Source organism: Sphingomonas melonis DAPP-PG 224, from assembly GCF_000379045.1.
GTDB lineage: Bacteria > Pseudomonadota > Alphaproteobacteria > Sphingomonadales > Sphingomonadaceae > Sphingomonas > Sphingomonas aquatilis.
Genome location: NZ_KB900605.1, coordinates 2124401 through 2137197 on the forward strand (window position 1 = coordinate 2124401; position 12797 = coordinate 2137197).

A 12797-nucleotide genomic window follows, 5' to 3' on the forward strand; every position below is an offset into this window, starting at 1 on the left:
GGATCAACTGTTCCGCCTTCGCATCGAAACGGGGGGAGGGGGCAAGTGTTCCGAAAACAGCTGCGGTCGATCTGGGAACGTTACGCCCCCGATCCGTGTTTGACAGGGTCATGATCGATGATGCTGTCCGCGCCTTGCCCCGATCTGACGCGCTCGGGCGCTTTCCCCTCACCGGCCGCTTCCTGATGGGGCGGGGGCGAGAGCGCCTTTCGATCGAGGAGCATCGCATCCTGGAAGATGCCGTCCAGACGGTGAAGGATTTCCCCGCGCGCCAGCATCTGGTGCGCCGGGGTGAGCGGCTCGAACAAAGCATGTTGCTCGTCGACGGCTATATCACCCGCTACATGGACGATCGCGAAGGGTATCGGCAGCTGGTGTCGGTTCACGTGCCCGGTGACTTCGTCGATCTGCATGGCTTCCCGACGGGGCGGCTCGATCACGATATCGGCACACTGGGGCCGGTAAAGGTGGCACTGTACGATCACCAGACGCTGACGGCGATCACCGACCGGCATCCGCACCTCACGCGGGTCCTATGGTTCTCGACGCTGCTCGATGCGGCGATGCACCGGGAATGGATTTTCCGGCTTGGGCGACTGGGAGCCGACGGGCGGCTGGCGCACTTCTTCTGCGAACTGAACGCCCGCCTGACCATGGTGGGGCTGGCACAGGCCGGGCGGTTCGAGCTGCCGTTGACCCAGCCCGATCTGGCGGAGGCGTGCGGCCTGACCGGCGTCCACGTCAATCGCGTGTTGCGCGATCTGCGCGAGAGGAACCTGCTGGTCTTCCGCAACGGTCACGTCGAAATTCTCGACCTGACCGGCCTTGCCGCTGTCGCCGAATTCGAAAGCGATTACCTCTATTCCGACATGGGGAATTGGGCGACCGCCGTGCCGCAGGTCTGACGGCGGATCAGCGCGGCAGCTCGATCGTCGCGCACAGGCCGCCGCCCGCGCGGTTCGTAAGCCGTATCTCGCCGCCGGCTTCTCGCACGATCGTCTGGGCGAGCGCGAGGCCCAGCCCGATGCCGCCGGTATCGCGGTTGCGCGAGCTTTCCAGGCGCGTGAAGGGCGCGAAGACATCGCCCAGCCGCGACTCCGGGATGCCCGGCCCACGGTCGCCCACCTCGATCGCGACGCGCTGCGGCTCGGCGATCAGCCGTACCTCGGCACCGCCACCATATTTCACGGCGTTTTCGATGAGGTTGCGGATCGCGCGGCGGATCAGCGACGGGCGCAGCCGCATGCGCAGCCGCTCGGCCTCGTCGAACGATACGTCCTGACCCAGATCGCGAAAATCCTCGACCACCGCATCGACCAATGCGGCAAGATCGACCTCGGTGACGGGTTCGCTGGGCCGGCCCATGCGTGCCAGCGACAGGATATCGTCGAGTGTCCGGTTCATTTCGGCGATCGTGTCGCTCATCCGGGCGCGATCGGTGTCGTCGTCGACCGATTCGACCCGGACGCGCAGCGCGGCGAGGGGGGTGCGAAGATCGTGACCGATCGCGCCCAGCATCCGGTCCTTTTCGTCGAGCATCGCGGTGACGCGCGTCTGCAATTGGTTGAACGACTGGACCAGGCCGGTGATGTCGGCCGGCCCGCGCACGGGCACCGGCACCACGCCTTCGCCACTGCGCCCGAACCGCTCGGCTGCGGCGGTCAGCGCGCGCAACGGCCGCGAGATACGCCGCGCGATCCACAGCACCGGAAGCAGGACGACCGCGTACAGGATCAACGTCTGCGCGAACAAACGCCAGAACAGCCGGATGCCGCCATTGTCACCCCAGGCGACCGTCAACGCCAGCCAGCCGTGGCCCGGCTGCTCGATCGCGACCAGAAGCGCAGCCTCGGGCCGCTCGACGTGGCGGCGATAGCGGCCCGGCCGCATCGGATTGCGCGCCTGCCATGCATCGTCGATTCCGGCCCAGGGACGCACGCCTGTATCAATCCGCCCGACCTCCATGCCCTGTTCGCGCAGCTGGTCGCGCAACTCGTCGGCAAAGGCGGGCAGGCGCGGCAGGTCGGCCGGGATCGCGTCACTGTCGGCCCGCCGCACACGGCCCCGGTCGCGCAGGATCGGTCGCAGGCCTTGCGCCTCGCGTTCGACCGCATCGGCGATGCGGATCGCGACCGGCCGTGCCGCCTGCGCGAGCCGGAATTGCGCGCGGTCGCGCAGCGCCAGCCCGAAATTGACGGCCTGTGCCACGAACAGCGCCAGCGCGATCAGCACGGCCATCTGCCCGGCAAGACTGCGCGGCCACAGCCGCCGTTTGGCGCGCGGTGCCGGCGCCGCGGCGGGCTGCGTCACAGCCGCGTCACTTCCGCGGCCAGCGTATAGCCACCGCCCCAGACGGTCTTGATGATATCGGGAGTCTTGGCGTCCGCTTCGATCTTGCGGCGCAGGCGGCTGACCTGATTGTCGATGGCGCGATCGAATGCCGCGGCCTCACGGCCCTGCGTCAGGTCGAGCAGCTGGTCGCGCGTCAGCACCTGCCGCGGCCGCGTTACCAGCGCCAACAGTAGATTATACTCCCCGGTCGACAGCGGCACGCTGACGCCCTCGCGATCGACCAGCGAACGCTCGCCCGTCTTCAGCACCCAGCCCGCAAATGCATAGGAGCCGCTCTCGGGGGCATGCTGCCGCGCGCCGCCAGCGGTCAGCCGGCGCAGCACCACCTTCACGCGCGTCGCGAGCTCGCGGGGCGAGAAGGGCTTGGTGACATAATCGTCCGCGCCCATTTCCAGCCCGACGATACGGTCGGTCTCTTCTGCCTTGGCGGTCAGCAGGATGACGGGTGTGTCGCTGGTCGCGGCGATATGCCGGCACAGCGACAGGCCGTCCTCGCCCGGCATCATCACGTCGAGAATGACCAGATCGATCGCATAGGCCGCCAGCCGCATCCGCGCACTTTCCGCATCGGCGGCCTGGGTCACGCGAAAGCCCTGCTTGGTAAGATACTGCGCCAGCGGCTCGCGGATCGAACGCTCGTCATCGACGAGCAGCAGGTGCTGCATGTCTCCCATAAGCTCCAGCTCTGCCACGCGAATCGTCTCCTGCAAAGCCGGACGGTCCGATCGGGACCGCCCGGCGCTTGCCGTCAGAATACGCTTATTGCGCGTCGGGCGTGCCGGCGGGCTGGCTCGCGTCGGGCGCAGCGCCGCCACGGCGACCGTGATGCATCGCGGAGCGGGCCGCCGCCATTTCGGTCGCGTCGAGCTTACCGTCGTGGTTCGTGTCCATCCGGTCGAAGCGCGCACCTGCGCGGGCCGTGGCGTCGGCGCGGGTCAGGGTGCGACCACCGCCGTTGCCACCGCGGTTCATCGCCGGAGCGTCGCCGGTGCCGCCACCGCGCTTGGCCCACATCGCAGCGCGCGCCGCGGAGCGTTCCTCCGGCGTGACGGTGCCGTCATGATTGGTATCCATCGCGTCGAAGCGCGCCTGCGCCTGCGCGATCACTTCAGCCCGCGTGAGGGTGCCGTCGCCATTGGCATCGGCGCGCATCATGCCGCCATGCGGACGCGCGGCGCCATTGGGGGCAGGAGCGGGGGCCTGTGGCGCGGTCTGCGCCGTCGCAGCCGTTGCCAGCAGGCCGCCCGCCGCCATCATCGTAATCAGAGCTGTACGCATCGTCCTGGTCTCCAGGGGGCGGGGCCAACCCCCGCCCGACGATGCGCCTTGTCGATCAGCTCTGTCGCGCGGTCATGTCGGCCGCGCGGATTTGTGTCGCAAACTGTCGCAGCGGCTCAGTGCTGCGCCGCCGCCTTGGCCTGCGCCTTTTGCGCGCGGGCCTGCTTGGCATAATGGTGGTGCATGGCGGCACAGCCCGCCGCGGCGCCGAGCATGGCGTGACCCTTGCCGACGAAATGACCGGCCGCCGCGCCGGCGGCGGCACCGCGCAGGCACCCCTTGGCCAGAGCGGGCTGGGCAGAGGCCATCATCAGCGGAATGGCGATAAAGGCAAGCTTACGCATCGTGCATTCTCCACATCGAAGAGCTGCAATATAGGGGAGCCGCCGAGTCCTGTCCCGTGAACAATAGTTCACCTTTCCGTCAGATAACCGGCGCTTAAGACAAGGGGCGTCACCTGCGTCGAACGCTGGGATGCGGCAGGTTTAGTATCAATAGTGGAAACCTACCGGGTGCAGGGCAGAATTGCTCCATCGCCGCAGAGGGCGATCAGGCGAAGACCGCCACGCTCTGCATCTGATCCGCGATCGCCGTGCCGTCGGCGGACCAGATCCCCATGCGCTGGCTGGAACTGCCGTCGCGCGCATGGCCTGCGACCGCCTGCAGCAGCCACCAGCCATCCTGCGTCACCGGCGTATCGGCGAGCAGGTTCAGCTGCCACGTCATCGAGCTGACCGGTGCCGGCCCGCCGAGCAGCTTCATCGCGGCGGGCGGCAGGCAATCGGCGACCGCCATCAGCTCGACCATCGGGTGCAGCCCCTCGCGATCCTTCAGCCGGACCCAGCGCAGCCACTCCGCAGGGCCGGTGCCGGGCGCATCGACCAACTCGAAATTGCCGGTGAAGGGCACGGCGGGATGGCCGCGCAGGATCCGGTCGTCGGGTCCGGGCGGCGATACCGCCGGGCCGGCCGGCGCGCGCTGATCGAGCCGCGACGGCACCGGCCCCATGAAGACGAAGGTCGCACGCAAGCCCAGGCCCGCCTCGCTCGTCACGTCCGCCTGGACGAAGGCGGCGTTGCGTCCGCGTCGCAGCCGCTCGGCGCGGATCGTGATGGCGCCGCTCAGCGGGCCGATGAATGCGACCAGCGCCGAGCGCAGCGGGGGCAGATCGCTGTCCGACGCCATGGCAGCATGCAAGGCGAGCGCCGACGACAGGCCGCCATACGCCGTGCGGCCCTGCAACCAGCTGTCCGGCACGACGCCCGTCCAGCCGCCCGCGTCGGCCTGCAAACCGGCGATGACGTCGCGTAGAGGAACGAGGGCGGGGTGGGTGGTCGGGCTCATCGGCGAAGGCTAGGGCAAGGTCCGCGCCGACGCCATACGCAATGTTCGAAATCGTCTGGCATCATCACCCGGCCGCTCGCACCCGCGTCATCACGATGGCGCCCGCCGCCAGCGCCAGCACGCCGGCGATGACGAAGGATGCGCCGGGAAACCCGTGGGCGAGGCCCCACGCGAGCACCTGCGTCAGCAGCAGCGGCGCGACGATCGCCGACACGCTACCCATCGCACCCAGTCCGCCCTGCAACTGGCCCTGCCGCGATGCGTCGACCATGCGCGAGACCATGGCCTGCATCGCCGGCATGGCGAATCCATCGAAGGCGCTGACGGCGAACAGCGCATAGACCTGCCACCCCTGGGTCACGCCGCCGAACGCCAGGAACGACAGGCCGGCCGCGGTCAGTCCGATCAGCAGCGCCCGCCGCTCCCCCAGCCGCGCGATGGCCGGCCCGGTCAGTCCACCCTGGACGATCGTCGCCACCACGCCGACGAAGGCGAGGCTCCAGCCGATCGCCTTGGCGTCCCAGCCGAGCTGCGCGGTGGCCCAGAAGCTCCAGGTCGCCGGATAGACCATGTGCGCCAATTGCCACAGGAACATCGCGATCAGCAGCGGCGCGGCATTGCCAGCGTGGAACAGCGGCCGGAACGCCCCGATGACATGCGCGTCGCGCAGGCGGAACGGCCGCCGGTTCTCAGGGGCCAGCGTCTCCGGCATCGCCACCAGCATCACGACCGCATTGAGCAGCGCCAGCAGCGCCGCCGCGACGAACGGCGCCCTTGGTCCCCATAGCGAGAACAGCCCGCCCAGCGCCGGTCCGATGATGAAGCCCAGGCCGAACGCCGCGCCGATCAGCGCAAAGGTCCCTCCGCGTTTTTCGGGCGGCGTCACGTCGGCGATCACCGATCCGGCAGGGCCATAGACCGCGCCAGCGATCCCGGCGATCGCGCGTCCGGCGAACAGCCAGCCGACGCTCGGCGCGATCGCCATCACCGCATAATCCAGCCCGAAACTCACCATTGATGCGATCAGCACCGGCCGCCGCCCGAACCGATCGGACAGATTGCCGAGCACCGGCCCCGCAAAGAATTGTGCGCCGGCATAGACGACGAGCATCCACCCGGCGATCCGCGTCGCCTGTTCGATGTCCGTCTCGCCCAGGCTGCGCAGAAGCGCGGGGAAGACAGGCGCGACGATGCCGAAGCCGATCGTGTCGATCAGGACCGCCGCCAGCGCGATCGGCACCGCCTTATGCTCGAACCGCATGCCCCACTCCCCACATTTGTCGGCGCTCTTGTGCCGCAAGCCGCGCACCAAGCCAATGCGGGGCTTTGCACGCCCGATCATTCATGGCATGGCTATCCACAGCATACCCGATCTTCAGATTCGGGATCAGGAGAGACATGATGGCGACTGCCCTCACCGCCGACGCCCCCACCGATCCGCTCGACGCCTTCCGGCAGGAAGCACGCGATTGGCTGGCCGCGCATTTCCCCAAGGCCCTGGCGCATAAGGATGGCGGCATGTCCGCCGTCGAAGGCCCGCACGATCCCACGCCGGACGAAGCCGCCTGGACGAAGGCGATGGGCGAGAAGGGGTGGGGCGTCCCCACTTGGCCCGCGCAATATGGTGGTGGTGGCCTCAGCCGGGCCGAGGCCCGCGTGCTGCAAGAGGAAATGGCGCGGATCGGTGCTTGGAATCCGATCGGCGGCATGGGCGTGATGATGTTCGGCCCGACGCTCCTCGAATATGGCACCGAGGCCCAGAAGCAGGAGCATATCCCCGCCATCGCGCGCGGCGAGGTGCGCTGGTGTCAGGGCTATTCCGAACCCGGCGCCGGCTCCGATCTCGCGAGCCTGCAGACCTTCGCCGAGGACAAGGGCGACCATTATCTCGTCAACGGGCAGAAGACCTGGACGTCGGGCGGCCAATGGGCCGACAAATGCTTCGCGCTCGTCCGCACCGACAAGACGAAGAAGCATGAAGGCATCAGCTTCCTGCTGATCGACATGGACGCCCCCGGCGTCGAAGTGAAGCCGATCCGCCTGATCTCAGGTTCGTCGCCCTTCTGCGAAACCTTCTTCACCGACGTGAAGGTGCCGAAGGACAACCTCGTCGGCCGCGAAGGCGAAGGCTGGACGATCGGCAAGCGGCTGCTTCAGCACGAACGCTCCAGCCTGTCGGGGGGCGGCGGCTCGGCCGGGCGCCTGCTCGCCGGCAAGCCGCTCAGCGAGATCGCCAAGGCCTATCGCGGCACCGACGAACAGGGCCGCATCGCCGATCCCGACCTGCGCACCCGCATCATCCGCCACGAGATGGATGTGCGCGCGTTCGTCCTGACGCTGCGCCGCGCCGCGGCCGAGGCGAAATCGAACCAGGGACCGTCTGCCGCGACCTCGATCATGAAGAACGTCGGTGCGCGCATCACGCAGGACCGCGCCGAACTCGCGATCGAAATCATGGGGATGAATGGCCTCGGCTGGGAAGGCGAGGGGTTCACCGACGACGAACTGGCGCAGACCCGCACCTGGCTGTGGGGCAAGGCGGTGTCGATCTACGGCGGCAGCTCCGAAATCCAGAACAACATCGTTGCCAAGCGCATCCTCGGGATGCTGGACCACCAGTAACTGGCACGAACAACCGCCATCAACACCCGCGCACCCAAACTCAGGAGCTCACGGCATGGCCGTCCTCACCGAAGAACAGACGATGCTGCGCGACATGGCGCGCGAATGGGGTGACAACGAATCCCCGGTCACCGCCTTCCGACGCCTGAGGAATGCCGCGCCCGCGGAAGGGTTCGACGTCAACGCCTGGGGCGACATGGGCCAGATGGGCTGGGGCGGCATCGTCGTGCCCGAAGCGCATGGCGGCTCCGAATTCGGCTATCTGTCGCTCGGCATGGTCATCGAACAGCTCGGCCGCACGCTCGTCGCGCACCCGCTTGGCTCCACGGGCCCGGCGGCGACCGCGATCGTGCTCGGCGATAGCGACGCCGCCAAATCCGAATGGCTGCCGCGCATCGCGAGTGGCGAGGCGGTGGCGACGCTCGCCATCGACGAAGGCCCGCTCCACGGTGGCGCCATCGGCACCCGCGTCGAGGATGGCCGCCTCACCGGCACCAAGGCGTTCGTCGCGGAGGGAGACAGCGCTGCGGCCTTCGTCGTCGCTGCCGCCGACGGCCTGTACCTCGTGGCCGGCGACGAGGGCGTCACCCGCTCCACCCGTCGCATGGCCGATGCCCGCAGCCATGCCGAAGTCCGCTTCGACAAGGCTCCCGCGACCCGGCTCGGCGGTACGGACCTCACCGCCAAAATCGTCGACCACGCTACCGCGCTGGTCACCGCCGAAATGCTCGGCCTCGCCGAACAGGCCTTCGCCACGACCAACGATTACCTCAAGACGCGCGTCCAGTTCGGCCAGCAGCTCAGCACCTTCCAGGCGCTGCAGCACCGCATGGCGAAGATGCTGACCGAACTCGAACTCATGCGATCGGTGGTGGAGGGGGCGCTGGAGGCGATCGATGCGCGCCGCAGCGACCTTTCGCAGAGCGTCAGCCTCGCCAAGGCGGTGGCGGGTGATACGTTGCGCCTCGTCAGCCGCGAAATGATCCAACTGCACGGCGGCATCGGCATGACCGACGAACATGACGCCGGCTTCTACATGAAGCGCGCGGCGGTGCTGGAGGCGATGTGGGGCAATGCCGCCTTCCATCGCGAACGCTTCGCGCAGCTCGCCGGGTATTGAAGGCTACGGGGCGGCCGATGCGCCGCCCCGCCCAATATTTGCGCCCCGGTCTTCCGCGCGTCCGTGCTTGCGTCGCGTAGGCCGCTGCGGGCTAACGCTCACGCGTCGTGAAGCGCCCGATCGTCGAACAGGCCGAAGAACAAGGTCGAGGCATACATCGCCACCGCGCGTTCGCGCGGCATCGTCCCCGCCCATTTCCGCATATCGAACGCCGCATTTTGCAGGGCCATCAGCGCCTGCGCCGCCACCAGCGCATCGACCGGGCGGATCGATCCTTCGGCGATCCCGTCCATCATCGTGCCGGCGAAGCGCCGCGCGATCCGGTTGGAGCGGTCGACCATCGCGGTCCGTACGATCGCCGGCAGGCCCGACAGCGCCGTCGTCCGCAGCAGCGGTGCGCGCTCGGCGAACTGCACGTCCAGCAGCGTCGCGATCGTGCTCGACAGCCGTTGCCAGTGGCTGCCGCCGGTCTCGTCCGCCAGTCGCTGCGCATCGCTGATCGTGTCGAAGCTGCGCCGATAGCAGGCGATGACCAGATCGTCTTTGGCATCGAGGTGATGATAGAAGCTGCCCTTGGTGACGTTCAGCTCCGCCGCGATCCGCTGCACCGATGCACCGCGGTAGCCCAGTTCGTTGATCAGCCGCGTGGCCGCGAGCAGGAAGGCCGCGCGCCCCGGCTCGGTCTCTTCATGGCTCAGATCGATCGGCTGCGGCGCCCAACGCGCGTTCGGCGCGGCGATGCCATGTTCGAACACGTCCATCAGCCGCGCTTCGATCCGATCGTATTGATCCGGTTCGTAGCGCAACACCCAGATCGGCAGCCAGAACGTGTTTTCCAGCAGCACGTGCGCCCGCGCCCCGAACAGGTCCGTCTCCGCGCGGCTGGCGGCAGGGCCCCATAGGGATCGCGTCCGCCGGAACACCTCGCGCCAGCGATTCAGCAATCGGGTACGGTTGGGCTCTTCGCTGGCGCGCAGGTCGGACAGGACCGCCATCGCGCGATCCTCGCCGCGCTGCACGCGGGCCAGCCGGTCCATGATGAGGCCGAGGTAGCGGCGCACGCGTGCCTGCGGTGTCGGCTGGGCGAGTGCATCGTCCAGCATGGCGAGCAGCTGGTCGAGCGTATGCTCGAACGCCGCCGCCGCCAGGTCTTCCTTGCGCTTGAAATAATAGGTGACGCTGGTCGTGTTCAGCCCTACGCGGCGCGCCACGTCGGCGAAGGTCATGCCCTTCGCGCTCTGTTCGTTGATCGCCTCCGCTGCGGCGGACAGGATCGCATCGCGCTTCGCCCGGAAGCGCTTGGTGCCCTGTTCCTCCGCCCCGACGGTTTCGCCGGCATCCGCCCCCGTTTGTTCCATCCGGCCAGTCTATCAATGCCGCTTTCGAAGAAACAGTGTTTTCTTGGGGTGCCGGGCGTCAGGCGTGAAAAAGCCATCGGAAGCGGGCGGATGGGACTTTACCGAATGTACGGTACGGCCTAGACCTCTGGCAAACATACGTTGGAGAGACGCCCCATGGACTTCACCCTGAGCGAGCGGGAAACCTATTTCCGCGACCGCGTCCGCCAGTTCATCGATTCGGAAATCCGCCCTCGCCAGGCCGAACATGACGCGCAGGAACATGAGGGCGATCGCTGGAAGGTGATCCCCGTCATCGAAGAGTGCAAGGCGAAGGCGAAGGCCGCCGGCCTGTGGAATTTCTTCATGCCGCCCAATTCGGGCCAGACCCATGTCGACGACACGTTCGCGTTCGAAGGCACGCAGCTCACCAACCTCGAATATGCCCTGTGCGCCGAGGAAATGGGTAAGATCGGCTGGGCGTCGGAGGTGTTCAACTGCTCCGCGCCCGACACCGGCAACATGGAGGTCTTCCACCGCTACGGCACGCGCGAGCAGAAGGAGCAATGGCTGCGGCCGCTGATGAACGGCGACATCCGCTCCGCCTTCCTGATGACCGAGCCCGCCGTCGCCTCGTCGGACGCGACCAACATCGAAACCTCAATGGTCCGCGACGGCGATCACTACGTCATCAACGGCCGCAAATGGTGGTCGTCGGGCGTCGGCGATCCGCGCTGCAAGGTCGCGATCGTGATGGGCAAGACCGACACCTCGGCCAAGCGCCACCAGCAACAGAGCATGATCCTGATGCCGATGGACGCGCCCGGCGTCACGATCGAGCGCATGCTCACCGTCTATGGCTACGACCATGCGCCGCACGGCCATGGCGAGGTGGTGATGAAGGACGTGCGCGTGCCGGTCGAGAACGTGCTGCTCGGCGAAGGCCGCGGCTTCGAGATCGCGCAGGGGCGGCTTGGGCCGGGCCGCATCCACCATTGCATGCGCACCATCGGCGTCGCCGAAACGGGGATCGAGGCGATGGCCAAGCGCCTGCTCAGCCGCGTCGCCTTCGGGAAGCGCATCGCCGACCATTCGGTGTGGGAACAGCGGATCGCCAAGGCGCGTATCGACATCGAAATGACGCGCCTTCTGTGCCTCAAGGCCGCCGACATGATGGACAAGGCGGGCAACAAGGCCGCGCAGCTCGAGATCGCGATGATCAAGGTCGCCGCGCCGACGATGGCGCTGCAGATCCTCGACGACGCGATCCAGGCGCATGGCGGCGGCGGCGTCAGCCAGGACTTCCATCTGGCCCACGCCTGGGCGGCACTGCGCACGCTCCGCTTCGCCGACGGGCCGGACGAGGTTCACAACCGCGCCATCGCCCGCGCCGAATTCGGCAAATACGGCGACTATGCCGCGGAGCGCCCGGCGCGCTGATCTGCCCTTTATCGTCATCCCGGCGAAAGCCGGGATCCATGGACGCGATGACCTGACGAGGGCGCGCTCCACCAGCGACGCCGAAACCATGGATCCCGGCGTCCGCCGGGATGACGAAGACGAAACAGGAAAGGCCATTCCCATGAAAGCCGCCGTCCTCTTCGAACCCAAGACCCCGCTCCGCATCGAGGACGTCGCCGTCGCCGATCCGGCCCCGCACGAAGTCCTGATCCGCACCGTCGCAGTCGGCGTCTGCCGGTCCGACCTCCACTTCGTCGACGGCATCTACCCGCACGCCCTCCCCACCATCCCGGGGCACGAGGCCGCGGGCGTGGTGGAGGCGGTGGGCAGCGAAGTGCGTACCGTGAAGGTCGGCGATCATGTCGTCACCTGCCTCAGCGCCTTCTGCGGCCATTGCGAGTTTTGCGTCACGGGGCGCATGTTCCTGTGCGTCGACGCGGGCGTCCGCCGGCCCAAGGGCGCCGCGCCGCGCCTCACCCTCGACGGCCAGCCGGTCGCCCAGATGCTCAACCTGTCGGCCTATGCCGAGATGATGCTGGTCCACGAACATGCCTGCGTCGCGATCGATCCGGAGATGCCGATGGACCGCGCCGCGCTGATCGGCTGCGCGGTGACGACGGGGGCCGGGGCGGTATTCAACACCACCGACGTCACGCCCGGTGAAACGGTGTGCGTCGTCGGCTGCGGCGGCATCGGCCTCGCCGCGGTGAACGCCGCCAAGATCGCCGGCGCGGGCAAGATCATCGCGCTGGACCCCGTCCCGGAAAAGCGCGCGCTCGCCGAAAAGCTCGGTGCGACGCACAGCGTCGACGCGCTATCCGACACGGCGGCGGACGAGGTGGTCGAGATCACGCGTGGCGGCGTCCACCACGCGATCGAAGCGGTCGGCCGTCCCCAGAGCGCCGCCACCGCAGTAAAGGTCCTGCGCCGCGGCGGCACCGCGACGATCCTCGGCATGCTGCCGCCGTCGGAGAAGGTCGGTCTGTCGGCGATCGACCTGCTGTCGGGCAAGAAGCTGCAAGGCGGCCTGATGGGCAGCAACCGCTTCCCCGTCGATATCCCGCGCCTGGTGGATTTCTACATGCGCGGGAGCCTCGACCTCGACACGATCATCGCCGAGCGCATGCCGCTGGAGCGGATCAACGACGCGTTCGACGAACTGCGCAAGGGTGACGCCACCCGCAGCGTGATCACCTTCGCGTGAGGACTACCCACAGTACCTCGTCACCCCGGACTCGGTCCGGGGACTCCGCGGCGAGGGGGGCGGTTCGAGCCTCCTGCCG

At 68.0% G+C, this 12797-nt stretch carries 12 protein-coding genes; 5 read left to right on the forward strand and 7 right to left on the reverse strand.

Annotation, left to right across the window (positions count from 1 at the left end):
- The first annotated feature begins 110 nt into the window (after window positions 1–110).
- Window positions 111–905 carry a Crp/Fnr family transcriptional regulator gene (locus SPHME3_RS0110415; protein WP_017979224.1) on the forward strand — a complete coding sequence of 265 codons (795 nt, stop codon included), beginning with the start codon at window positions 111–113 and terminating at the stop codon, window positions 903–905.
- Between the two features lie 7 nt (window positions 906–912).
- On the opposite strand, the gene SPHME3_RS0110420 is transcribed toward SPHME3_RS0110415, so the two are convergent.
- From SPHME3_RS0110420 to SPHME3_RS0110445, 6 genes are all read right to left on the reverse strand, one after another.
- Window positions 913–2310 (reverse strand): sensor histidine kinase, encoded by a 1398-nt coding sequence (locus SPHME3_RS0110420; RefSeq protein ID WP_017979223.1) that lies wholly within the window; start codon window positions 2308–2310, stop codon window positions 913–915.
- A complete protein-coding gene (locus SPHME3_RS0110425; RefSeq protein ID WP_020486532.1) occupies window positions 2307–3026 on the reverse strand; it encodes a response regulator in 720 nt (239 codons plus the stop codon). The genes SPHME3_RS0110420 and SPHME3_RS0110425 overlap by 4 nt, the downstream gene beginning before the upstream one ends.
- A gap of 85 nt (window positions 3027–3111) precedes the next feature.
- Window positions 3112–3630 (reverse strand): EF-hand domain-containing protein, encoded by a 519-nt coding sequence (locus SPHME3_RS0110430; protein WP_231292025.1) that lies wholly within the window; start codon window positions 3628–3630, stop codon window positions 3112–3114.
- 116 nt (window positions 3631–3746) lie between these two features.
- Complete coding sequence (locus SPHME3_RS0110435) at window positions 3747–3974, reverse strand: hypothetical protein (RefSeq protein ID WP_017979220.1); 228 nt, start codon at window positions 3972–3974, stop codon at window positions 3747–3749.
- Window positions 3975–4179: 205 nt separating this feature from the next.
- Entirely contained in the window at window positions 4180–4974 is a 795-nt protein-coding gene (locus SPHME3_RS0110440; protein WP_017979219.1) for a thioesterase family protein, read from the reverse strand.
- A gap of 64 nt (window positions 4975–5038) precedes the next feature.
- Window positions 5039–6235, reverse strand: coding sequence for an MFS transporter (locus SPHME3_RS0110445; protein WP_172436179.1), 1197 nt, complete (start codon window positions 6233–6235; stop codon window positions 5039–5041).
- 140 nt (window positions 6236–6375) lie between these two features.
- Between SPHME3_RS0110445 and SPHME3_RS0110450 the strand changes: the two genes are divergently transcribed.
- Both SPHME3_RS0110450 and SPHME3_RS0110455 read left to right on the forward strand, forming a co-directional pair.
- On the forward strand, window positions 6376–7596 hold the full coding sequence (locus SPHME3_RS0110450; RefSeq protein WP_024310284.1) for an acyl-CoA dehydrogenase family protein: 1221 nt from the start codon (window positions 6376–6378) through the stop codon (window positions 7594–7596).
- Between the two features lie 55 nt (window positions 7597–7651).
- On the forward strand, window positions 7652–8716 hold the full coding sequence (locus SPHME3_RS0110455; protein WP_017979216.1) for an acyl-CoA dehydrogenase family protein: 1065 nt from the start codon (window positions 7652–7654) through the stop codon (window positions 8714–8716).
- A gap of 98 nt (window positions 8717–8814) precedes the next feature.
- On the opposite strand, the gene SPHME3_RS0110460 is transcribed toward SPHME3_RS0110455, so the two are convergent.
- Window positions 8815–10074: a TetR/AcrR family transcriptional regulator gene (locus SPHME3_RS0110460; protein WP_017979215.1), complete on the reverse strand. Its 1260-nt coding sequence runs from the start codon at window positions 10072–10074 to the stop codon at window positions 8815–8817.
- A 156-nt stretch (window positions 10075–10230) separates the two neighbouring features.
- Here SPHME3_RS0110460 and SPHME3_RS0110465 point away from each other — a divergent pair, with 156 nt between their 5' ends.
- Window positions 10231–11493 (forward strand): acyl-CoA dehydrogenase family protein, encoded by a 1263-nt coding sequence (locus tag SPHME3_RS0110465; RefSeq protein ID WP_017979214.1) that lies wholly within the window; start codon window positions 10231–10233, stop codon window positions 11491–11493.
- 142 nt (window positions 11494–11635) lie between these two features.
- A complete protein-coding gene (locus SPHME3_RS0110470) occupies window positions 11636–12718 on the forward strand; it encodes a Zn-dependent alcohol dehydrogenase (RefSeq protein ID WP_024310283.1) in 1083 nt (360 codons plus the stop codon).
- Window positions 12719–12797: the final 79 nt, after the last annotated feature.